General features: G+C 39.6%; 22 protein-coding genes and 1 pseudogene. 13 read left to right on the forward strand and 10 right to left on the reverse strand.

Annotated features, from left to right (window positions below; all coding sequences use genetic code 11):
- Nucleotides 1–968: 968 nt before the first annotated feature.
- The 6 genes from BST97_RS01960 to BST97_RS01985 all read right to left on the reverse strand — a co-directional run bounded on the left by BST97_RS01960 (nucleotide 969) and on the right by BST97_RS01985 (nucleotide 5,845).
- The gene (locus BST97_RS01960; RefSeq protein WP_085765662.1) at nucleotides 969–2,027 is read right to left on the reverse strand and encodes a nucleoid-associated protein; all 1,059 of its coding nucleotides are present in this window, start codon (nucleotides 2,025–2,027) and stop codon (nucleotides 969–971) included.
- Nucleotides 2,028–2,030: 3 nt separating this feature from the next.
- A complete protein-coding gene (locus tag BST97_RS01965) occupies nucleotides 2,031–2,546 on the reverse strand; it encodes an IS1096 element passenger TnpR family protein (RefSeq protein WP_085765663.1) in 516 nt (171 codons plus the stop codon).
- Between the two features lie 281 nt (nucleotides 2,547–2,827).
- The gene (locus tag BST97_RS01970; RefSeq protein WP_085765664.1) at nucleotides 2,828–3,844 is read right to left on the reverse strand and encodes a BsuBI/PstI family type II restriction endonuclease; all 1,017 of its coding nucleotides are present in this window, start codon (nucleotides 3,842–3,844) and stop codon (nucleotides 2,828–2,830) included.
- A complete protein-coding gene (locus BST97_RS01975) occupies nucleotides 3,819–4,844 on the reverse strand; it encodes a DNA cytosine methyltransferase (RefSeq protein ID WP_085765665.1) in 1,026 nt (341 codons plus the stop codon). Before BST97_RS01975 ends, BST97_RS01970 begins: the two co-directional genes overlap by 26 nt.
- A 137-nt stretch (nucleotides 4,845–4,981) precedes the next feature.
- A complete protein-coding gene (locus tag BST97_RS01980; RefSeq protein ID WP_085765666.1) occupies nucleotides 4,982–5,353 on the reverse strand; it encodes a DNA topoisomerase IV in 372 nt (123 codons plus the stop codon).
- Nucleotides 5,354–5,392: 39 nt separating this feature from the next.
- Nucleotides 5,393–5,845: a helix-turn-helix domain-containing protein gene (locus tag BST97_RS01985; protein WP_085765667.1), complete on the reverse strand. Its 453-nt coding sequence runs from the start codon at nucleotides 5,843–5,845 to the stop codon at nucleotides 5,393–5,395.
- Between the two features lie 345 nt (nucleotides 5,846–6,190).
- On the opposite strand from BST97_RS01985, the gene BST97_RS01990 reads away from it, so the two are divergent.
- The 4 genes from BST97_RS01990 to BST97_RS02005 all read left to right on the forward strand — a co-directional run bounded on the left by BST97_RS01990 (nucleotide 6,191) and on the right by BST97_RS02005 (nucleotide 9,034).
- Entirely contained in the window at nucleotides 6,191–7,285 is a 1,095-nt protein-coding gene (locus BST97_RS01990; RefSeq protein WP_085765668.1) for a M14 family zinc carboxypeptidase, read from the forward strand.
- Between the two features lie 83 nt (nucleotides 7,286–7,368).
- Entirely contained in the window at nucleotides 7,369–7,842 is a 474-nt protein-coding gene (locus BST97_RS01995; RefSeq protein WP_085765669.1) for an Lrp/AsnC family transcriptional regulator, read from the forward strand.
- 106 nt (nucleotides 7,843–7,948) lie between these two features.
- On the forward strand, nucleotides 7,949–8,347 hold the full coding sequence (locus tag BST97_RS02000; protein ID WP_085765670.1) for a hypothetical protein: 399 nt from the start codon (nucleotides 7,949–7,951) through the stop codon (nucleotides 8,345–8,347).
- A 138-nt stretch (nucleotides 8,348–8,485) separates the two neighbouring features.
- Nucleotides 8,486–9,034: a type 1 glutamine amidotransferase domain-containing protein gene (locus BST97_RS02005; RefSeq protein WP_085765671.1), complete on the forward strand. Its 549-nt coding sequence runs from the start codon at nucleotides 8,486–8,488 to the stop codon at nucleotides 9,032–9,034.
- 60 nt (nucleotides 9,035–9,094) lie between these two features.
- Here BST97_RS02005 and bshB1 read toward each other — a convergent pair whose 3' ends face one another.
- Nucleotides 9,095–9,811: a bacillithiol biosynthesis deacetylase BshB1 gene (gene bshB1, locus BST97_RS02010; RefSeq protein ID WP_085765672.1), complete on the reverse strand. Its 717-nt coding sequence runs from the start codon at nucleotides 9,809–9,811 to the stop codon at nucleotides 9,095–9,097.
- Nucleotides 9,811–10,965 (reverse strand): trans-sulfuration enzyme family protein, encoded by a 1,155-nt coding sequence (locus BST97_RS02015; protein WP_085765673.1) that lies wholly within the window; start codon nucleotides 10,963–10,965, stop codon nucleotides 9,811–9,813. The genes bshB1 and BST97_RS02015 overlap by 1 nt, the downstream gene beginning before the upstream one ends.
- 142 nt (nucleotides 10,966–11,107) lie before the next feature.
- Here BST97_RS02015 and rocD point away from each other — a divergent pair, with 142 nt between their 5' ends.
- Nucleotides 11,108–12,379, forward strand: coding sequence for an ornithine--oxo-acid transaminase (gene rocD, locus BST97_RS02020; RefSeq protein WP_085765674.1), 1,272 nt, complete (start codon nucleotides 11,108–11,110; stop codon nucleotides 12,377–12,379).
- Between the two features lie 70 nt (nucleotides 12,380–12,449).
- On the opposite strand, the gene BST97_RS02025 is transcribed toward rocD, so the two are convergent.
- Together BST97_RS02025 and BST97_RS02030 are read right to left on the reverse strand one after the other, a co-directional pair.
- Nucleotides 12,450–12,821 carry a CCC motif membrane protein gene (locus BST97_RS02025; protein WP_085768119.1) on the reverse strand — a complete coding sequence of 124 codons (372 nt, stop codon included), beginning with the start codon at nucleotides 12,819–12,821 and terminating at the stop codon, nucleotides 12,450–12,452.
- A 101-nt stretch (nucleotides 12,822–12,922) separates the two neighbouring features.
- Nucleotides 12,923–13,285, reverse strand: a complete 363-nt coding sequence (locus BST97_RS02030; protein ID WP_085765675.1) for a CCC motif membrane protein — start codon at nucleotides 13,283–13,285, stop codon at nucleotides 12,923–12,925.
- A gap of 233 nt (nucleotides 13,286–13,518) precedes the next feature.
- Between BST97_RS02030 and BST97_RS16420 the strand changes: the two are divergent.
- The 8 genes and pseudogenes from BST97_RS16420 to BST97_RS02065 form a co-directional block, all read left to right on the forward strand.
- Nucleotides 13,519–13,608, forward strand: a pseudogene (locus BST97_RS16420) (transposase-like zinc-binding domain-containing protein); the annotation flags it as partial.
- A gap of 21 nt (nucleotides 13,609–13,629) precedes the next feature.
- Nucleotides 13,630–13,932 carry a helix-turn-helix domain-containing protein gene (locus tag BST97_RS02035; protein WP_211277456.1) on the forward strand — a complete coding sequence of 101 codons (303 nt, stop codon included), beginning with the start codon at nucleotides 13,630–13,632 and terminating at the stop codon, nucleotides 13,930–13,932.
- A gap of 118 nt (nucleotides 13,933–14,050) precedes the next feature.
- Nucleotides 14,051–15,298, forward strand: coding sequence for a hypothetical protein (locus tag BST97_RS02040; RefSeq protein WP_085765677.1), 1,248 nt, complete (start codon nucleotides 14,051–14,053; stop codon nucleotides 15,296–15,298).
- 15 nt (nucleotides 15,299–15,313) lie between these two features.
- Nucleotides 15,314–15,580, forward strand: coding sequence for a DUF4212 domain-containing protein (locus BST97_RS02045; RefSeq protein WP_085765678.1), 267 nt, complete (start codon nucleotides 15,314–15,316; stop codon nucleotides 15,578–15,580).
- 158 nt (nucleotides 15,581–15,738) lie between these two features.
- Nucleotides 15,739–17,523, forward strand: coding sequence for a sodium:solute symporter family protein (locus BST97_RS02050; RefSeq protein WP_085765679.1), 1,785 nt, complete (start codon nucleotides 15,739–15,741; stop codon nucleotides 17,521–17,523).
- 124 nt (nucleotides 17,524–17,647) lie between these two features.
- A complete protein-coding gene (locus BST97_RS02055; RefSeq protein WP_085765680.1) occupies nucleotides 17,648–17,839 on the forward strand; it encodes a hypothetical protein in 192 nt (63 codons plus the stop codon).
- On the forward strand, nucleotides 17,832–20,534 hold the full coding sequence (locus tag BST97_RS02060) for a sensor histidine kinase (protein WP_085765681.1): 2,703 nt from the start codon (nucleotides 17,832–17,834) through the stop codon (nucleotides 20,532–20,534). Before BST97_RS02055 ends, BST97_RS02060 begins: the two co-directional genes overlap by 8 nt.
- Nucleotides 20,512–20,874 carry a response regulator transcription factor gene (locus tag BST97_RS02065; protein ID WP_085765682.1) on the forward strand — a complete coding sequence of 121 codons (363 nt, stop codon included), beginning with the start codon at nucleotides 20,512–20,514 and terminating at the stop codon, nucleotides 20,872–20,874. Before BST97_RS02060 ends, BST97_RS02065 begins: the two co-directional genes overlap by 23 nt.
- Nucleotides 20,875–20,884: the final 10 nt, after the last annotated feature.

Consider the following 20,884-nt stretch of genomic DNA (forward strand, 5'->3'; position numbering starts at 1 on the left):
TGGCGTGGTCTATGTCTCAACCAGTTCCTCTTATAGCTTTTATTAGTTTGATGATTTCCCGATTAACATTTTTTCTTTTCGTATCATTAAGGATGCAATAGGTAAGCATAACCAAAAAGACAAAACCTAAAAAACTAAAGAAAAGGGTTTTTATAATTAGAAATACTTCAATGACTATATTGCCAAGAGACAATAAGATCATATTAAATCCAAATTCACTTGTGAAAACGGAGGTGTAGATAAACTCATACATAACTTCATAAATTTGTTTGTGTGGCGCAAAGCAGTAAATGTAATTATTTGTAACAATTCTAAATAATACAATAACTTACTAGTTTTCAACATGCTTTGTCAATATCTAAAATTGTTTATAATCATAACATCTATCTCCAAATCGCAAAAAGACGTCTTAAAAATTCACCTGAACCAGCAAACAGATCTAAAGCGTGTAACTACTTCATACAATGATCACTCAATTGTCTGAAAACAAAAAGTACAAGCAATTTTAACCTGTAACTATCTGTTAATCAAATTATAATACATTATTAGTTCAAGACGAACCTTTGATTGTGGACACTTTGTCCATTTAGCTTAAGCGTTCTTAAACAAAACTAGAAAGCCGATTTTGATTTTGCTTGAACTTAGATATTTATACTGTTTTCTTCACTTATGCTTTGTAAGAATACATGGTTAATTGGCTGAAAACAAATATGATATATAAATTTAGTACATATGTACTACAAATTTTTTAGGATAATATCGATTAAGTGCATTTACCAAATGAAGCCAAGCAATAAAAGAACTTCTATACAATTATTGCAACATGTTTTTTTACTTCACAATCCCAATATGATACTTTGATAGGAGAAGCTCTTGATAAGGTTTCAGCCTAAAAGATTTCAATCTTTAAAACTACAAACGGTCAGCATATTGCTGACCGTTTGTAGTTTTGAGATAATGTGAGAAACTTACTTCTTCTCCTCACGATTGAAATAAACGAGGTAGTAATACATCTGGCGTTCCTCGTCCCAGCCTTTCTCGATGAATTTTTCTGCGCTGTCGCTGTTGGTAAAGTCCATTTTGATTTGAACGTGGGTGTCGAGGTTGATCACGCTCTTAATGCCCTTTCTAGCCGCGGTCACGGCCGTATTTGAGATAGGGAAGGAGCTCACGTCTTCAATGCTGTATTTGGGGCCTTTCTCAACTTTGTAATTCTTGAACTCGGGTATGAGTTCTGGATTTTCTAATGTCTCATTTAAGAATACCGTTTCTTCAAAATCGTCATTCTTCGCAAAGTGGTTCACCGCACGGTTCATGAACATTACCTCTTCTTTTTTGTCCTCGGCTGGTAGGACGACTTCTTTGGCAAAATCCTGACAGAATTTGAGGTATTTCTTAGTGAAAAAGTTCTCGTCCTCAAAAACATCAACACCCAAAAAGCTCTCCAGCCAGTATTTTGCATCATAGCGGTTGCTGTCTACTGATAGGATCTTATAGCCCGATTCTTCTTCAACATTAAAAATGATGGCACCTTTGTCCAGTTTGTTAAGATTCACACCTTGCTGCAGGATCATGCGTAAATCGTCTTCACGTTCCTCAAACTGCAAAAATTCTTGCTTGATCTCGCTTTTGAATATCCCGACGGCGTCCACCTTATTGTTGTCCACCATCAGGTTTTCTAGATGACAGACGTATATCTCACCACTTCGTATGTGTGGATGATCTGACTGTTGATAGAGGTGTTTGGCAATCTTTTTACTCGTATCCAGCAGAGAAGCTGGTGTGTTAAATATCGCTTTCGCGAAAGCGTACATCTCATGAAACTCCAAGTCTTCTTCATGGTGAAAGCTGTAATAAGCCTCCTCCTTAGAGCGGAAGGGTTTCAAGAAATACTCCTTGAGTAGCGAGTGCATCTCATCGTCCAGCGGTGTGGTGTTGCTGGAGGTAAGCAATAGCTCGCCTTTATTCTTATTGCCCACGCGGTGGATGGCGAGGTTTTCAATGCGGGTATTGAATAGATTGATCATAGTCTAATAGAGGTCGTCGTAGTTGTCAAAGTTTTCTTCGTCATAGTAATCTTCTTCATCGTCATCGCCTTCATCATCATCGTGAAAACGAGGATCTGCTTCAAACTCCTTGTCTGGTGGGGAGTCAGGCAACTCTCCCATGGAAAATATCACCTGAGGGTAGGCGATTCCATCAGTCGGGCCTACGATCTCAGCAAGTTCTACAAGAAAGGTCCACATGCTCAAAAAGTCGTAGACGTAGATCAGGCGCGTATCTTTCTTGCTTAAAACATCTTGGATCTTAGTTTCGGCCATCTTCTGAACCGGATTCAATCCCTCGCTCATGTCAAATAGGCAATACTCTTGACCTTGATTCCATTCTTCATCGCTGGAATAGAAGCTTGCCATCTCATCTCCCTGCAATTGAAAGGATTGCGTGATCACGTTATGAAAGTCCTCAAGCGTACTGTCGCCTTCTATTTCTATGTCTCGGAGGCAGTCGTTTGCCGCGTCCAGCAGCACCCTCAATCTATAGATCATATAGTCTGTTTTTTTAGGATTGCAAAGGTAATGAATGGTGAATTCAGAATTCAGAATTCAAAGTTTTTGAATTTGTTATCTCTTAAGTTTATATAATAGACACTTTCAAGATTATTCAATTCCCTCTCAGTCGAAGAGTGTTGGGGTGAGGTAACGGTTCTTGTATCAGCGAAGTAGCAGTTTTCTCCTACGTACTTTCTAGCTTAAAACTTACCTTTGATTTATTCGTTTTCTTTTGTTTCTGAACCACCACCGCTATTACGTTTTATACGGTATTGTGCCTAGCGCTGTACGTATGGCCCAAGAAACTTATCCCCATTGAAATGCACCAAATGGTCGGGATTGTCAGCTATCCAGACTTCCGTTTCCCAAGCGATATCTGCAATATACTGACGGAATTTTTTTCTGTCAAGAAATGCTGTCACATAGACTATGTCCGCTTTACATTTTTCTGTTAATTTTTGTAACTGTATCAGCCTAAGTTCGCTAATTGGCCCAGATGAATGAACAGCTTCAATTAAGTATATCCAATTTTTCCGCTTTGAATATGCTATGACATCAGGTAATTCGTCGTGTGAAATCTCGAAGAAATTCAATTCTTCTAATTTTTCAGTCTCCAAATAGAGATATTTGTTAGAAGTGTCTCCTACATAATAGACCTCTGCATCAAATCCGTATCTCGGTAAAAAGTCTTCGATTATCGCTTTCTGTAAATCGTTATGTTTTCCTGCGGAAAATACCAGTTCTCCTCCAGAAGGTAACGTTACATTAACCTTGGCAAGCTGTCGCTCTCGCTTTAACTTTTTGCGTAATGGCTCAATGCTTTCTAACTTCTTTTCAACAAGACTTTGCCAATTGCTTGTGCCGTAAAGTCTTAAAAGTTCTGCATAAACTGGATTGATCGAATAACCGCGAGTTGAGTCATTTGTGGCTGAATTTGGGCTGGATTGAAGAACAACCTGTGCAACAGTAAGAAGTTTTAAATCCTTTCTGCGTATATCATCATATGAACCAGAGCTGATGTTCTCTCCAAAATGCTCATTTACGTACTCAATTATACCCCTTGTTTTTAGAGCATACCCTGAATTCAAGTCTCTTACTGATCTAAAATGATTGATATCCTTAATGTCGCCGCAAGCAAGAAAAGCTATAGCCATTCTTTCAAGACGTCTAGGTGTATTTTCAACTGGAATACCGAAGCAATCTAGTATGTGAAGTGTCGTGTTTATCAGTTCCTGAACTTCCTTGGTTTTTTCTCTATAAGTTCTGGATTTATCTGGACTGATATATTGCTTCATTCTCAAATAGTTTGAATTGTTGGTTTTCTGTAATAAGATATGTTTGTTCGTTGGATAAATAGTTTTTCACATTCTTGGCCAAATGAAAGGCAAAGTATGGTGCAACCGCATTACCTATTTGGTAAAATTGGTTAGTTTCTGTGCCAACGAATGTAAACCAATCAGGGAAACTTTGAAGTCTAGCAGCTTCACGAACGGTTATTCTTCTTCTTCTGCCGTCTTTTAGCCTAACTCTATGCATATCACCCGTAGCACCAGCTAAATTTCTACAGGTCAAAGTTCGGGCAGGTCTATTTAGATATAGGTCTCTTGGATTTATACATTTGGATGCTTTCTCATATTTGGCAACATATTCATCCATTGATTTAGTAAAAAACTTAGAATTATCATTGAATTGAAAAGCCAATTCTCCTAGGGCTTCACCAGCTGTTACTTTTCTATTAATTTTCTTTGGAAGTCTGTTTCGCTTTTTCGTGCCTAGTACAATGACCCTTTCCCTGTTTTGAGGAACTTCATAATCTTTTGCATTTAACAATGCATAATTTATGAAATAACCGAGGTTTTCAAGTTCGTCAATTACCTCTTTGAGATACCATTTGTTTTTGTAAAGCATTCCACGAACATTTTCAAAAAGAAGAACCTCTGGGTCAATTTGTTGGATGGCAGATAAAAAAATCGGAAACCCGTCACGGGAATCTTTAAGTCCAAGTTGTTTTCCACCAACGCTAAATGGTTGGCAAGGTGGTCCACCGATAACTATATCAGCCTTTGGATATTCAGTATCGGTCGCTAACTTTTGTTGGAAGCATTTTCCTAATAAGTTTTTGTTGTAGGTTTTGGTAGCGTTTTCATCCATTTCATAACCAATGGTTTTAAATCCATTGGCCTCAAATCCAAGAGAGAGCCCACCACAGCCTGCAAATAAATCTAGTACCGTCTTATCTAAATCAGTATCAATCCAAGGCTTTAGTTTTTCATTTATTTCTTCCCAATATTTCATTGGTTAAAGGTACGAATTTTAGTGTTTTTTCCGAGTGTTCTAGCATTAGGCACAACGTACTCCTTTATTATATCTCTACGGTTTAGAGACCTATTAAAATGCCATGAAAGAAACGCTAACAATATGCAATTAAATGATCAATCGATCCTTGTTGCAGATCCCTTATAAATCTGATCGCGACCCGACTGGCGGAATTCAAAATCATAGGAATCTTTTTCGGTACGCATGATTTTAAATAGGTAAGCGCGGCTTTCTGCGTTAGTTTCAGGATTGATAGGGATGATACGCCACTCGCACTCGTTGATCCATTCCACTCGGCTCGTGTCAGTAACTCCTTCAAAGGTTTCAATTTGCAAACTATCTGTTCTTGTGAAAGTAGTGGTTAGAAGTTTACCACCCGATTCTTGTGTCCATTCAAAGCTACCGGTTCTGAAATCAGAACATTCCCTAGGATTTTCATAACAACTCGCTGTTGCAAAAATCAAAACAATAAGAATCATAAATCGCATACCACAAAAGTAAGGTCTAGAGTCAGAATTAAAGTCGGCTTATGGAGTAAAACTTTCAAAAGTTCCATCTTCATAAAACAAAATCGCTTTTGATATATTTTTCCCTTTTTCGGATTTGGTATTTGACATCTTTCTTGGGTCGTTCTCAGATGTCTTAATTGGTGTCCCTTCTTTATTCACGGGAGAAACTGACTCGGCTGGAGTAGGGGGCGATGGAGCATTCTGTACTGGAGAACGCATTGCTGGTTGAGCAACGATTGGATTTTTAGGATCTGGATAGCGATCATAATCAGTGATGAACCATTCAAAAGTGACTTCATCAAAATGGGTCAATACGGACATCACAAAGTCTAAACTCGGTTTGTTACGACCTGATAAAATATGAGAAAGCGAACTGCGTCCCACGCCAATTTTTTCAGCAAATGATGACGCATTGAGCTGATGTTTGTCCATTATCAGCTGAATTTTATCCGAAAATTTTTTGAGCTCCATACGTGTTTACAAATGTAATATTTTATAAATATAAACTGACTGTCCTGAAGTGCTTTTTCATAAAAATAAGCAGTATTTCGTATTGATGTAGTTAAAGTTTATATTTAATTAAATACATGTAAATACCTAGAAATAAATTATAAAAGTAATTAAGAGTGGGGGTGCGTTCTAAAAGTGAAAAAATCACGATTTTCAAACTGTAGTTGTTTACTGCTGTTACTTATAACAAGTAACATCGTGTTTACAGTTGTAAAATATCAATTGTTTACCGATGTAAAACCGATAGTTTAGTGAATCAGAGGAACAGTTTACGGTTGTTAAAGAATAGACTCGTAATTTTAGCCTATGAAATTGAATCGCTATTTTAAGTACTCAGAATTTGAAAAGGGTCTCGATCAGATTTTAAATCGTTCAAAAAATCATTCTTGGCAGAAATCCGTCATCGGGAAATCAGTTTTAGGAAAATCGATTTACGGACTCAAATTTGGAAGTGGTAATAATCATGTCTTGATCTGGTCGCAAATGCACGGTAATGAAAGCACTTCTACTCGAGCGCTCATACGATTACTGGATTCCGATTTTTTTCACCAGTTTGAGCAAAATTTAGAATTGTATATTATTCCCGTTTTAAATCCTGATGGTTGCGATTTCTGGACCAGAAATAATGCAAATAATGTGGATCTAAATCGGGATGCGATAGACCTCTCGCAGCCCGAAAGCAAAATATTGAGAACCGCAATTGATGATTTTCAACCTGACTTTTGTCTAAATCTACATGACCAGCGTACCATTTATGGAAACGACTCAGGAACATTACCGGCACAATTTTCATTCTTGGCGCCTGCCGGTGATGCCGAGAAAACAATTTCTGGTGCCAGGTTAAAAGCCATGAGCCTGATCAATTCGATTGCTGGTGCGATAAATTTAGAATCTGCATACGTAGGACGTTATGGAGATGATTTCAATATTAATTGTATAGGTGATTACTGCATGTCCCGTGGTATACCTATCGTACTTTTTGAAGGTGGACATGCCGGTCAGGATTATGATAGGGAAGAAGCTGCCCAATTGTACGAGAATGCCCTCAAAATAGCGCTGACTAAATTATCAAATGACCTCAAACTTCAAAGTCGTGATGAGATTGTTGATGGTTATAATGAAATCCCTTCCATTGCACAAACCTATACCGATATACTCTTAAAACAAGTATCAGATGCCAGAGGATCGCGACAGGATCTGGCCATCATGTACCGAGAGGTAATCGATGGTGATCGATTATGGTTTATTCCCGTTATTACCGATATTGATCAGGAACAAATAAAAAACGCTCATCGAGTGTTGGATGCCGCTCATCTCTCCTTCGAGGAATTGGATCTGTTAATTGAAGAATGCGGAGTTGTTCAATCTACATCGTTTTCGATACGCTCTTTTTACAAATAATTCATTAAAACTCCAAAATACTTAGATTTTACTACTTAAAAACCTTTATTTTGTAAATTAAATGCATAAAAAGCTGCAAAATCATGAGTAGGATAGATGACATTGATAAGCAAATTCTAGATGTTCTTATTGAAAATACTAGAACCCCTTTTACAGACATTGCAAAAAGACTCAATATAAGCGCTGGTACCGTTCACGTAAGAGTAAAAAAAATGGAAGAGTCTGGTATCATCCATGGATCATCACTCACTGTGGACTATCATCAATTAGGTTATACTTTTATTGCATACATAGGTGTGTTTCTTGAAAAAACAAGCCAAACTCAATTTGTGATCAGTCGTATTAAGGAAATTCCGTATGTGACAGTAGCTCACATAACCACTGGCAAATTCAATATTTTTTGTAAAATCAGGGCTAAGGATACCACCCATGCCAAAAAGATTATTTTTATGCTCGATGATATCGATGGTGTGAGTCGTACGGAGAGTATGATCAGCCTTGAGGAAAGTATCAACGATAAGAAGAGATTACTCCACAAGGTTTTTCAAGATCTATAATGTTCACGATTCAGGATCTCAAATCTGAGGAATACGATACCTATTTTAAGCAATATTTGGGTTTATAGATGTGATTCTGGAAAGGTTTGAAGTACTTGTTCGATCTTTGAAACAAATTCTGGATTTCAAAGTTGGCCTTCAACAACCTTTGGAACATCATTACGTTCCTGGAAAATGGAGTATCGCTCAAATGTTTATGAATAAATTGGATATGGAGCGGGTTTTTCATTACAGGGCCTGGAGGTTTCTAGGAGGCGACAACACGCCTTTGACGGGTTTTGATAAGGATGAATTTGTGGGTGCTCTTGGAGATCTCGTCCCGATAGCTATCGGGATCGCGAAAGCGGATTTAAAACAATTATTTGCCATCACACGAACTTTAACGATCGATATATTCAAAAATGCTAGCTCAGACCAACTCCAATTCAAAGGAAACGCCAGCGGTAAAAACATAACCGCCCGAGTAATTCCGTTTTTTCATAGCTGGATACAACAAACATCATGAAAATGTGATTGCCGAGCGATATTAACGCATTTTAATAGAATCATCAAATCTTTAATAACCTGCTAGGACAACCTTAGCAGGCTATTATCATGAATAGGGGAATTGTCATGCGATCTTTGGGGAAAATAAAAAACTATTATGAAAAAGAAAGTAGCCATATTAGCAACAAATGGATTTGAAGAAGTAGAATTAACAAGCCCTAAAAAAGCGCTAGAAGACGCCGGTGCCGAAGTTCACATCGTGAGTCCAGAAGCCGTAAGTATCAAAGCATGGGATAAAGACAAATGGGGAGATACTTATAAAGTAGATAAGCAAGTTTCTGAGGTATCTGCTTCAGATTATAATTCGTTGATGTTACCTGGAGGCGTTATGAATCCAGACCAGCTGAGAATGAATAATGATGCGATAAGCTTTATAAGAGATTTCTTCAAGCAAGGAAAACCTGTAAGTGCTATTTGCCACGGTATTCAACCGCTTATCGATGCAGAGGTATTAAAAGGTAGAAAACTTACTTCTTACCCATCACTGAAAAAAGACGTAATGAACGCTGGAGGTAATTGGGTAGATGAAGAAGTAGTCGTAGACCAAGGTTTTACCACGAGTAGAACGCCTGACGACTTAGATGCTTTTAATGCAAAACTAGTAGAAGAAGTAAAAGAAGGTAAACACGATGAGCAACACGCGTAAATTGTAAACCTTCATAAATCAGAAACGTCCCGAAATTCATCGGGACGTTTTTTTATGTAATTAAATCAAGTCAAAAAGACTATCCACTGCGGGATAACGCTCTGCAATAAATCCCTCACCGTAGTCAGTTCCTATAATTCTGCCATAATTAGCGCTTCTATACTTGATGGAATTGAGAAAGTTCTTAGTAGAAATGGGGGTGTCCTCGCTCTTATCGTCTGGATTGTAAAATTGGGTTTTATACGCTTGAACGGCATCAATTTTCTCATCGATGAATCCCGTAATGTCAACGACGATGTCTGGCTTAAGTTCCAACCATTGAATGTAGTGATACACTTGCTTAGGACGCCAGTGTTCTTGCTGCCTACCGTCCAGTTCGGTTTTAATTCTTTTCAATCCTGATAGAAAACAGCTCACGCTCGCTAAATCGCTACCTCGACCATGATCAGGATGCCGATCTTGTGGTGAGTTACAGATTACGATCTCTGGGCGGTATTTTCTAATGATTTTTATGATCTCCATCTGGTGTTCCCGATCATTGCTGAAAAACCCATCGGCAAATGCGAGGTTTTCACGCACGCTCAGTTTCATGATTTTTGCAGCATCTGCAGCTTCATGATCTCGTATTTCAGCGCTCCCTTTAGAGCCTAATTCACCACGGGTCAGATCTAGGACACCGGTTCTTTTTCCTCTGGACTGTTCTTTAATCAAGACGCCCGCACAGCTTAATTCAACATCGTCTGGGTGCGCGCCTATGGCTAGAATATCTAATTTCATTATTGCTTTTTTGATTTCTCAATGGCGTTTTCTATGTCGGTTTTGAGCACCTCAAATTCCTCAATTCCACAGGAGAATCTCAGTAATCGGTCTGAAATTCCTTGCTCTGCACGCTGTTCTGGGGTCAGAAGGCTATGAGAAGTGAGAGCGGGAGACAAGATAATACTTTCTACACCTGCAAGGCTTAGGGCAGGTCTTATAACCTCAAGATGCTCGAGAAACGCATCAGGATCTACTTGTTCATTGAATTCAAAAGAAAGCATCCCGCCGTAACCGTGCATTTGCTTCTTTGCTACCTCATGATTTTTGTGATTTGGTAAACCGGGATAATTCACGCGAGCTACACAATCGAGTCCATCCAGCCAACTGGCAAGTTCACCGGCGTTTTTAGTCTGTTCTTTAACCCGCAAGCCTAAAGTTTTTATACTGCGATCCAGTAACCAAACGGTATGATCGCTGAGGCTCCCACCATAATTCTTAGCCGTTTTCCACAAGCGATCCATGTCATCGTGAGAGCCACAAACCGTTCCCGCACAAATATCGCTGTGACCTCCCAGATATTTTGTCGCGCTGTGCATGATGATATCTATTCCCCAATCGGCAGGATTTTGGTTGATGGGCGAGGCAAAGGTGTTGTCGATAACGGTTTTTAATGAGTTCGCTTTCGCGAAAGCGGAAACCACTTCAAGATCAGTAATCTCTAACAACGGATTGCTGGGCGTTTCTACGTAAAGCATTTTGGTTTCTGGCTTCATCGCCTGCTCCAAATTTTCTGGAGTAATTTCTTCCAGTAGGGTATAATCAATTCCCACACGGTGAAATTCTGCCGCGGCAAAATGGGCAGTTCCTCCATAAATCGCGCGCTGCATGATGATATGGTCACCACTTTTGAGAAATGCCATAAACACCGCACTGATCGCTGCCATACCGCTACCAAAAATCAAACCAGCTTCAGTATGTTCCAAAGCTGCTATTTTCTCGCCCAGCGCTATTTGATTAGGAGTATTAAAATAACGCGGATATAGATTTGTGCCCTCACTACGGTAATCATAAGCCGTGGAAGTGTAGATGGGCGGTGTAGCACCTCCATATACTTCGTCTCGCAACTCGCCAGCGTGGACACAAAGATGATTAGGTGCGGGTTTCTTTTTCATACCGTGAAAATAAGCAAGAATTTATGGATGTTGTCATGCGCTGGCGGTGGAAAGGTTTCATTCATGAAGGCTCGACCCTCTTATCTATGTTGATTCTAGATCGTTGAATGCTTAAATTGCGGGAAATTATAAATATTACTTGATGAGCACACAAATCGCGAGCAAATCGCAAGAATTCATAGATTTAGAAGATAAGCATGGAGCGCATAACTACCATCCGTTACCGGTAGTTCTTGAGAAAGGTGATGGCGTTTATGTTTGGGATGTAGAAGGCAAGCGTTATTATGATTTCTTGAGTGCCTACAGTGCTGTAAATCAAGGGCACTGTCACCCTGCGATCGTGGGAGCAATGAATAAGCAAGCACAAACGCTCACCTTAACGTCTCGAGCTTTTCACAATGATAAGCTAGGTGTTTACGAGAAATACATTACGGACTATTTCAAGTTTGATAAGGTCTTACCCATGAATACGGGTGCCGAGGCTGTAGAAACAGCTATTAAGATTGCACGTAAATGGGCTTATGAGAAAAAAGGCGTTGCCGAAACTGAAGCGAAGATCATAGTTTGTGAAAACAATTTCCACGGTAGGACAACGACGATTATTTCGTTTTCAAATGACGAAGGTGCTCGTAAAAACTTTGGACCTTATACGCCAGGTTTCGTAAAGGTGCCTTATGATGACGCAGAAGCGCTTGAAGAAGCTTTGAAAGGCGATAATATCGCTGGTTTGCTGGTGGAGCCTATTCAAGGTGAAGCCGGAGTCTACACACCGTCAGACGATTTCATGAAGATATGTCGTGAGTTGTGTTCAAAATACAATGCACTTTTCATAGCTGACGAGATCCAGACTGGTATCGCACGTACGGGTGCCTTACTTGCCGTTTGTGGAAAATGTAGTTGTCAGGGACACTGTGAGCGTCAAGAAACCTATTCAAGACCCGATGTTTTAATTCTGGGTAAAGCCTTATCAGGTGGAGCTTATCCTGTAAGTGCCGTGCTTGCTGATGATGAAATCATGAATGTAATCAAGCCTGGGCAGCATGGAAGTACTTTTGGCGGGAATCCAGTCGCGGCTGCAGTAGCAATGGCTGCTCTAGATGTTGTGAAAGATGAAAACTTAGCTCAGAACGCACGAGAACTGGGGAGTTACTTCAGGGAAAAGATGAACGATTATATCCAGAATTCAGACCTTGTAACTCTTGTAAGAGGTCGCGGATTACTTAACGCGATCGTAATCAATGACTCAGAAGAAAGTGATACCGCATGGAACATTTGCTTGAAGCTGCGTGACAACGGCTTGCTGGCAAAACCTACTCATGGGAACATCATTCGTTTTGCACCGCCGCTGGTCATGAATAAAGAACAGCTGGATGAATGTATAGAGATTATCATCAGAACGCTGGAGGAATTCTAGAGATCTAAAACGACAATAAATAAGAAAGGCTGCCCTGGACAGCCTTTTTTTGTATTAAGCAAAGTAAGTACTACAGTGCACAACCCTCTTGATCAGCCCAATCATAAAGAGGCTGTAATTGTTCTTGAGTCACGTCAGGATTTTGCTCTGCAAGATCTATGTACCATTCGATAAATTCACACGTATCATTGAATTGTGCAAAAAATGCAATAACACTTATCAAGCCTATTACAGATATGATAAGAGAAATTATAGCTACAACCTTAGCATTTTTCATTGCCTTACCATTAGAGTAAAGGGAAGGGTCAGCCTCATATTTTTTAAGCTGATTGATCGCGATAATAAGAGCGATGATTGCAGCGATTGTACCTAATCCAATACAGCAGCAGAGAATTCCAACTACAGAGAGAATGTAAACAGCAGTGGTATTTAATTTTTGCATGAGATTTTTGATTTGATTCAAATATAGGATTTCAATCTATAACACAAAGCAAAAAAAAGCTGCCAATAATTGACAGCTTCTCAGATTTGATGAGAGGTTGCTTATTCTTCAAGGTTATCTAATTCAGCTTCCATGGCATCAATGGCTTCTTGTGGAGCTCCAAATTGCTCCATCCATTCAATGGTTTGTTCTAATCTTTCAGCTTCAGAATACATAATTGCATTATAGGCTGTCCAAGCGGCAACAATTCCACTAATAACCATTGCTACGATAGCAAGAGTCCTCGCATTTTTCATGGCTTTACCATTGCTGTATTCCTCTGGATTAGCAGCATATTTCTTTAATTCGCTAGTAGCTATTACAAAAGCAATAATGGATAGAACAAATCCTATTCCCCAAAAGCAGCAACAGAGTATTCCTAGTATGGAAAGTACATAGACAGCAGTAGTATTTAATTTTTGCATAGAAAAGTGATTTAGTTAGATTTTAATTGATGTGAAAATAATAAGATTTATGAATTAACTAAACATTGGTCTTTAGTTGTTTGTGAGTGTTACACTTTGAAATCTGAAATTTCAGTAAAATATTCTCAAAAAAAAATTGATCGATTTGTAATGAGATCATTTATAGAAGAAAAGATTCTTATCATTTAAAAAATTGTGCTAAATTGATATATTTATGCTAAATAAATATAGAAATGCTTCAATGTCCTAATTGTCAATCATCTGAAAATGTAAAAAGCGGTATCATTAAAGATCGTCAGAGATATAGGTGCAAAAGTTGTAATTACCACTTTACGGTCCAGAAAATGGGTAAAAAAATAGATAGCTATTATGTGAACAAAGCGCTTCAGCTCTATTTGGAGGGTTTAAGTTATCGTGAGATAGAACGCCTACTAGGTGTGTCACATGTAAGTGTCATGAATTGGGTTAAAAAGTACAAGATCAAGAGACCGTATAATTCTACCTATCACCCCACCTATAAAATTTTGAATGCCACTGAGATCAAAGTTTTTTTCTCAAATCCAGAAAATATGAGTGGGGCTGGTGTTGTCGTGACCGAGCTTGGTGACAAGTATATGTTGATTAAATGGGAGCGATTCAGAGACTAAGGTATAGTATTAACATATAAGTATATTAAATTTTTATTAACAGTTTCTTTTAGAGAGTTTAGCGCAATCGTTTTAGGAGTCCGGGTCTTGAAACTTTAACTTAATTGATCTCTCTATTATGAACTTAAAATTAACCCTTTTCATAGGCGCTTTATTAGTAGCGCTGGCTGGATTCTCGCAAGGCTCCATGGAGTATACTGATGGGATGAAAGTGAAACTTAATGACGCTGGAACTAAATATTTCCGAATAATTTCCTGGGCACAATTCTGGACGCAGTACAGCGATCTTGAAACGGTCAATGCTGCGGGCAATGAAGAGAGTCAGTTCGATTTTTCCATAAGGCGCGCACGTGTTTTGATGTATGCGCAGGTAACTGACAAGTTTTTGATTCTTACTCATTTTGGTCTCAATAGTCAAAATGCACAAAACATGTCTCCCACTGGATTGGGGGCAAACTCACAACTTTTCTTCCATGATGTATGGGGACAGTGGTCTCTTACAAAGGATCATGCCGTAGGAGGTGGTTTGCATTACTGGAACGGTATATCTAGATTGAACAATCAGAGCACCCTTAACATGCTTACCCTAGATAATAACCGCCAGAGCTGGGCGAGTATAGGTCTCAGCGATCAATTTGCTAGACACATGGGGGTTTACTTTAAAGGTAAATTTAATAGGTTTCAATACCGTTTATCAATCAATGAGTCGATAGAGAATAGTCTGGATGTAACCTTGGATAATGCACCAGGAGTTGATCAAGCCGTTTATCGTGGTCGCGAGTTTTTGGGAGGAAAAGAGTCTGGGAAAAATTTTGCAGGTTATTTTGATTACCATTTCTTGGATCAAGAAAGTAATTTTTTACCCTATAAAGTTGGGTCTTATTTAGGAGGTAAAAAGGTCTTTAATGTAGGTGCGGGATTCTTCTATCATCCTAATGGAAGTATTGCCCTGGACAATTCTGGAGGTATAAGAGCAGAGGATGTTTCTGTTTTTGCTGTTGATGCATTTTATGACGCTCCCATAGGTGATCAAGGCGCGGCAATTACCGCTTACGCGACCTTTCAATCAAATGACTATGGTACTAATTATGCCTTAGGCTCGACATATACTACTGGTAGCATGTTCTACTCCCACATAGGATATCTCTTGCCTAGTGAAAACGCAAATCTCAAATTTCAACCCTATGCTTCCTTTAATACCCGCAGTATTGATGCAATTGATGATAATGCTTCAAGGTTAGGAATAGGAGGAAATCTGTATCTAAGCGGTCACCATTCAAAAATTTCTCTCGAATATTCCCGCGACCAGGTAGGCGATCTCGATGCGATCAACACTTTCACACTTCAAGCAATGATCTACCTCTAATCTAAAATTAAAATTATGTCACAAAAAAACAAAAACGCTTCCGCATACTGGAAGGAAAACATTAAATACCTGGCACTGCTCCTAGTGATATGGTTTGCAGTTTCTTATGGCGCTGGAATTTTGTTTAAAGATGCGCTTAACAATTTTACGTTAGGCGGTTTTAAGCTTGGATTTTGGTTTGCCCAGCAGGGATCGATCTATGTGTTTGTAGTGCTCATCTTCGTCTATGTCCGCATAATGAATAAGCTCGATAAAAAATACGGCTACGACGAGGCAGATTGAATTTTCAATGCGTTTACAAGATTTTGAAGATATTCTCGCTTTCGCGAAAGCGAACTCCAACATAACAGCAGAAAATTCATTTATCTCTCGATAGATTCAAACCTCGGAACGTGTCTATCACCATCAATTTTAATTAATGATTACTAAAAAATAATATTATGAGTGTTCAATTATGGACTTACATCCTGGTAGGAGCTACGTTTGCCCTTTATATAGGTATTGCGATCTGGTCTCGCGCTGGATCGACCAAAGAATTTTATGTAGCTGGAGGAGGCGTCTCTCCGCTAGCAAACGGTATGGCTACCGCAGCAGACTGGATGAGCGCGGCTTCATTTATATCCATGGCAGGAATAATCGCCTTTGCAGGCTACGACGGCTCGGTATATCTTATGGGATGGACAGGTGGTTACGTGCTTCTAGCACTCTTGCTAGCTCCTTACTTAAGAAAATTCGGAAAATTTACGGTACCTGATTTCATAGGTGATCGTTATTATTCCAAAACAGCCAGATTAGTAGCTGTTTTCTGCGCATTGCTTGTTTCTTTTACCTATGTGGCTGGCCAAATGCGTGGTGTGGGACTTGTGTTCTCGAGATTCCTAGAGGTTGATATCAATACAGGTGTTATCATAGGAATGATCATCGTATTATTCTACGCCGTTCTCGGTGGGATGAAAGGAATTACTTATACCCAAGTGGCGCAATATTGTGTCTTGATATTCGCCTTTATGGTTCCTGCGATTTTCATCTCCATACAGATGACCGGAAACCCGATCCCGCAATTGGGAATGGGGAGTGAAATGGTGGACGGTTCTGGCTATTTACTTGACAAACTAGATGGGCTAAGCACAGAGCTGGGTTTCAGTGCCTATACTGATGGATCAAAAAGCATGATCGACGTATTTGCAATCACACTTGCACTCATGGTAGGGACTGCAGGTCTGCCCCACGTAATCGTTCGTTTCTTCACGGTCAAACGTGTTAAAGATGCACGTAAGAGTGCTGGATGGGCGCTTTTGCTGATTGCGATTCTTTATACAGCTGCACCAGCTGTTGCCGTTTTTGCAAAGACTAACATGTTAGAAACGGTAGTTGATAAATCTTATGAAGAGCAACCTGAGTGGCTCAAAAACTATGAAGATATAGGTCTTATTGCCTGGACCGATAAAAATGGCGACGGGAGAGTACAATACAGCCCTGGAGATGCTTTTAAAGGAAATAAGAACAAGCCTGACTTTGCAGCTGAATCCAGAACAGCTGTAGGAAATAGAGAAACCTTGAACCCAAGTGAGAATGCAAATGAACTGTATGTGGATCGTGATATCATGGTGCTTGCTAATCCAGAAATTGCAAACTTACCAGACTGGGTGATAGCTCTCGTAGCTGCTGGTGGTCTGGCTGCTGCATTATCTACGGCTGCAGGTTTATTGCTCGTGATCTCTTCATCTGTTTCTCATGATTTGATCAAAAAAGTTGTCAATCCCAACATTTCTGAAAAAGGTGAATTGATTGCTGCGCGTCTTAGTGCAGTAGGAGCTGTTTGTGTGGCAGGTTACTTCGGGATCAACCCACCGGGCTTTGTAGCAGCGGTTGTAGCATTAGCTTTTGGTTTAGCAGCTGCGTCCTTTTTCCCAGCAATTATTCTAGGAATCTTCTACAAACGCATGAATAAAGAAGGTGCAATCGCTGGTATGGTTGTAGGAATCGTGTGCATGCTTTTATATATGATTAAGTATAAACTGGGTTGGTTTGATGAGGAATTGCCCTCTAAAGATGAATGGTGGTTTGGAATATCACCAGAAGGCTTCGGTAGTATTGCAATGATCATAAACTTCGCTGTAAGTATTATCGTGTGCCACCTCACCACACCACCTCCCGCGGAAGTTCAAGAAATTGTTGAAAATATAAGGATACCTAGCGGAGCTGGGGAAGCAACAGGACATTGATTTTGATTTGAATGAAAGGTTGGTACCCTGAGTCGTCTTTAATGTACGTTCAGGGTACAACCTGTTTTTAACAGTATTTAAGTATTTTTAGAATTCAAACATATCGTTTACAGGATATGATCTCATGAAAAAAAGACACCAGCAAAAACTTGTTATTTTATCTATAGGTTTAGTCTTTGCGCTCAATCTGCCTTTATTGTTCATGTTTAACGAGGTTGATGCTGTGATGGGAATACCCTTGATGTACCTCTACATTTTCGGAGTTTGGTTATTGAGTATCATCATCACTTATGTTGTTTTGAAGAGATATGCCTAGTATTACCGTCATTCTTATAATATTGTTTTACCTAATCTTTTTATTTGGAGTGGGTATTTGGGGCGATCGTAATTACAAAAGTAAATGGGTCAATAACTCTTGGGTTTACGCACTTTCACTCGCTGTTTATTGTAGTGCATGGACGTATTATGGTAGCGTAGGGGTAGCAGCGACTGAGGGAATGGGATTTTTAACCACTTATCTAGGACCCGTGATTGCTTTACCGCTCTGGATTTTAATCACGAGACGCGTAATTATTGTTTCAAAACAACATCAGGTCGCCAGTGTTGCCGATTTTATAAGTCTGCGTTATGGGAAGAACCGGTCTCTCGGTGCTCTTGTAACACTCATTTGCGTAATTGCCATAGTTCCTTATATGTCGCTGCAATTAAAAGCGGTATCGGAGACTTTTGACATTTTGAGTACTACAGGAGATAATGGCAGCTATCTTGAAGATAGTACATATTATATCGCACTGATTTTGGCATTATTTGTTACATTTTTTGGAACTCGATTTACTGATGCATCACGTCCTCGAAGCGGTCTTATGTTTACGGTCGCGGTCGAAAGCGTTCTGAAGCTACTCATCTTTTTGATCATTGGCTTATACGCTACTTATTACCTTTTTGACGGCATGCAGGATATCTATTCCCGCGTGAGTAGTCTGGAGAACTTTGAAAAATTGGTCACGTTTTCAAGTCTGGAATCCGGTATCAATTGGTATTTCATGATTGCGTTGAGTTTCTTTGCGATCTTCTTGCTTCCCAGGCAATTCCAAGCGAGCGTAGTGGAAAATACATCGCTGAACCATCTTAAAAAGGCAAGCTGGCTGTTTCCGTTGTACTTGCTGGCTTTTAATGTATTTGTAATTTTTATCGCCTGGGCAGGGAAATTACTCTTAAGTCCTAACCTTAATCCAGATTACTATACACTGTTTTTACCATTAGATCAAGGTCATTTCCTACTAGGTGTGATGGTGTTTCTGGGTGGTTTGTCATCCATCATTTCTATGGTAGTGGTCAGCGCGCTGGCATTAAGCACAATGATCAGCAACAATTTGATTATCCCTTATGGACTATTAAACAGATTCAGCGCAAAATCAACTGAGAGCAACAATAAAACCATCCTTATCATAAGACGTGTCTCCATTTTCATTTTGATAATGGGCGCTTACTATTTTTATCGCGGCTTTAATCAGGAGCTTTCCTTATTCAGCATTGGACTCATTGCATTTGTATTCATTGCTCAGTTAGCCCCATCATTTTTCATTGGTTTATTTTGGAATCGTGGTAGTGCTTTTGGGGCAAAGAGTGGTCTAATTATAGGTAGTATCGTTGTAATTTACACATTGGCACTTCCCGTGTTTCTCAACGCTGTCTCTATGGATAGAAGCTTTATTGATCAAGGTCCAGCTGGGTTTACGAGTCTAAGACCTTACGCCCTTTTTGGTATTGATATACTTTCACCGGTAGTACACGCATTGTTCTGGTCGCTACTGATAAATGTCTTCTTCTACTTAATTTTTTCAGTTTTAAGGAAAGGTGATTACCGCGAGCGCAACTATGCAGAGCAGATCGTGAATGCCTCTTCTTATTCTGAGTTGGAGGAAAATGCATTTGTGTGGAAAGGAGAGGCTTATGTAAATGATTTAAAGGAAGCTTTAATCCGTTTTCTCGGTGAGAAACGTACAGAAAGGGCACTCGATATTTTCTATCGCAAATACCCTATTGATCCCACAGATAAGCGAGCAGATGCCCGTCTGGTAGACTTTTCAGAAAAACTGCTTACCGGTTCACTGGGAGCCGCGAGCGCAAAATTAGTTATAGGAAAAGTGGTCAAAGAACGTCCAGTGACTCTACCAGATGTTTTGAAAATTCTTGAAGAAAACAAGGAAACTACTAAATCAAATAAACAACTTGAACTACAATCCTACCAACTTGAGAAGCTGACGAATAATCTTAAGCAAGTCAATGAGAAGCTGAGGGAACAAGATGCTCAAAAGGATGAATTCCTAGATGTCGTTGCCCACGAACTCAAAACACCTACAGCAAGTATCATGGCAGCCGCCGAAGTGCTATCAGAAAACGAGGACATGCCTGCCGAGCTACAAAAGCAATTTATGTATAACATCATGCAGGATTCTGAGAGGCTGAGCGTTTTGATCAATAACATCCTAGATCTGGAAAAGCTCACAAGCGGCCGGGCCACCCTCAACTTTGATTCAAAATCCCTCAATCAGACGATTACAGACGCGGTAGAGGGAGTTGCATTACTCGCAAAAAACAAAGGCGTCCAGTTTTTTATGAAAAATATACGTCCCATAGAGGTTATTCATGATTCAGAACGCATGAATCAAGTTTTTACAAATCTGCTGGGCAACAGTATAAAGTTTGTAGAAAAGAATCATGGTGAAATTCATATCGAGATTGAAGAGACTGATGATGAAGTTTTTGTCTCAGTCGCAGATAATGGTCGTGGCATACCAGAGGAAGACATGAATCTCATTTTTGATAAATTTTATCAGGCAAAAAACCAAAACATACGCAAGCCTGCTGGTAGCGGCATGGGGCTCGCTATAAGCAAGCACATCGTGGAGTCTCACGGTGGAAGGATCTACGCAAAAGAAAAAGAACGCGGCGCCACTATTGTTGTAGCGCTAAAAAAACACAGCTATGAAAAAAATACTAATCGTTGATGACGAACCCAATATCGTCATGTCCCTAGAGTACACTCTTAAAAAACAGGGCTATGAGGTGTACATCGCACGGGATGGGGCAGAGGCACTTGAAATTATGCAACAGAGCGTCCCTGACTTAGTCCTGCTGGATATTATGATGCCGCATATTGATGGGTATGAAACCTTGAAAAGGATTAAAGAAGATCCCGCTTTCGCGAAAGCGAAAACCATATTCCTCTCTGCAAAAAATAAAAAAAGTGATATAGAAAAAGGTCTCGCACTAGGCGCTGATGCCTATTTCACAAAACCATTCAGTATAAAGAAACTAATCACCAAAGTAGAAGATTTAATAAACTAAACTTAAGATC

This window comes from Nonlabens spongiae, assembly GCF_002117125.1.
In the GTDB taxonomy this organism is placed as follows: domain Bacteria; phylum Bacteroidota; class Bacteroidia; order Flavobacteriales; family Flavobacteriaceae; genus Nonlabens; species Nonlabens spongiae.

What these genes read in the sequence shown, in the direction of transcription:
- BST97_RS01970 (WP_085765664.1), bottom strand. Translation starts at nt 3,844, where the DNA reads ATGAAGCAATATATCAGTCCAGATAAATCCAGAACTTATAGAGAAAAA.
- BST97_RS02040 (WP_085765677.1), top strand. Translation starts at nt 14,051, where the DNA reads ATGAACTTAAAATTAACCCTTTTCATAGGCGCTTTATTAGTAGCGCTG.
- BST97_RS02045 (WP_085765678.1), top strand. Translation starts at nt 15,314, where the DNA reads ATGTCACAAAAAAACAAAAACGCTTCCGCATACTGGAAGGAAAACATT.
- BST97_RS01985 (WP_085765667.1), bottom strand. Translation starts at nt 5,845, where the DNA reads ATGGAGCTCAAAAAATTTTCGGATAAAATTCAGCTGATAATGGACAAA.
- BST97_RS02015 (WP_085765673.1), bottom strand. Translation starts at nt 10,965, where the DNA reads ATGAAAAAGAAACCCGCACCTAATCATCTTTGTGTCCACGCTGGCGAG.
- BST97_RS01995 (WP_085765669.1), top strand. Translation starts at nt 7,369, where the DNA reads ATGAGTAGGATAGATGACATTGATAAGCAAATTCTAGATGTTCTTATT.
- BST97_RS02055 (WP_085765680.1), top strand. Translation starts at nt 17,648, where the DNA reads ATGAAAAAAAGACACCAGCAAAAACTTGTTATTTTATCTATAGGTTTA.
- BST97_RS02025 (WP_085768119.1), bottom strand. Translation starts at nt 12,821, where the DNA reads ATGCAAAAATTAAATACCACTGCTGTTTACATTCTCTCTGTAGTTGGA.
- BST97_RS01990 (WP_085765668.1), top strand. Translation starts at nt 6,191, where the DNA reads ATGAAATTGAATCGCTATTTTAAGTACTCAGAATTTGAAAAGGGTCTC.
- BST97_RS02035 (WP_211277456.1), top strand. Translation starts at nt 13,630, where the DNA reads ATGGGTAAAAAAATAGATAGCTATTATGTGAACAAAGCGCTTCAGCTC.
- BST97_RS02030 (WP_085765675.1), bottom strand. Translation starts at nt 13,285, where the DNA reads ATGCAAAAATTAAATACTACTGCTGTCTATGTACTTTCCATACTAGGA.
- BST97_RS02065 (WP_085765682.1), top strand. Translation starts at nt 20,512, where the DNA reads ATGAAAAAAATACTAATCGTTGATGACGAACCCAATATCGTCATGTCC.
- bshB1 (WP_085765672.1), bottom strand. Translation starts at nt 9,811, where the DNA reads ATGAAATTAGATATTCTAGCCATAGGCGCGCACCCAGACGATGTTGAA.
- BST97_RS01960 (WP_085765662.1), bottom strand. Translation starts at nt 2,027, where the DNA reads ATGATCAATCTATTCAATACCCGCATTGAAAACCTCGCCATCCACCGC.
- BST97_RS01980 (WP_085765666.1), bottom strand. Translation starts at nt 5,353, where the DNA reads ATGCGATTTATGATTCTTATTGTTTTGATTTTTGCAACAGCGAGTTGT.
- BST97_RS02050 (WP_085765679.1), top strand. Translation starts at nt 15,739, where the DNA reads ATGAGTGTTCAATTATGGACTTACATCCTGGTAGGAGCTACGTTTGCC.
- BST97_RS02005 (WP_085765671.1), top strand. Translation starts at nt 8,486, where the DNA reads ATGAAAAAGAAAGTAGCCATATTAGCAACAAATGGATTTGAAGAAGTA.
- BST97_RS02060 (WP_085765681.1), top strand. Translation starts at nt 17,832, where the DNA reads ATGCCTAGTATTACCGTCATTCTTATAATATTGTTTTACCTAATCTTT.
- BST97_RS01965 (WP_085765663.1), bottom strand. Translation starts at nt 2,546, where the DNA reads ATGATCTATAGATTGAGGGTGCTGCTGGACGCGGCAAACGACTGCCTC.
- BST97_RS01975 (WP_085765665.1), bottom strand. Translation starts at nt 4,844, where the DNA reads ATGAAATATTGGGAAGAAATAAATGAAAAACTAAAGCCTTGGATTGAT.
- rocD (WP_085765674.1), top strand. Translation starts at nt 11,108, where the DNA reads ATGAGCACACAAATCGCGAGCAAATCGCAAGAATTCATAGATTTAGAA.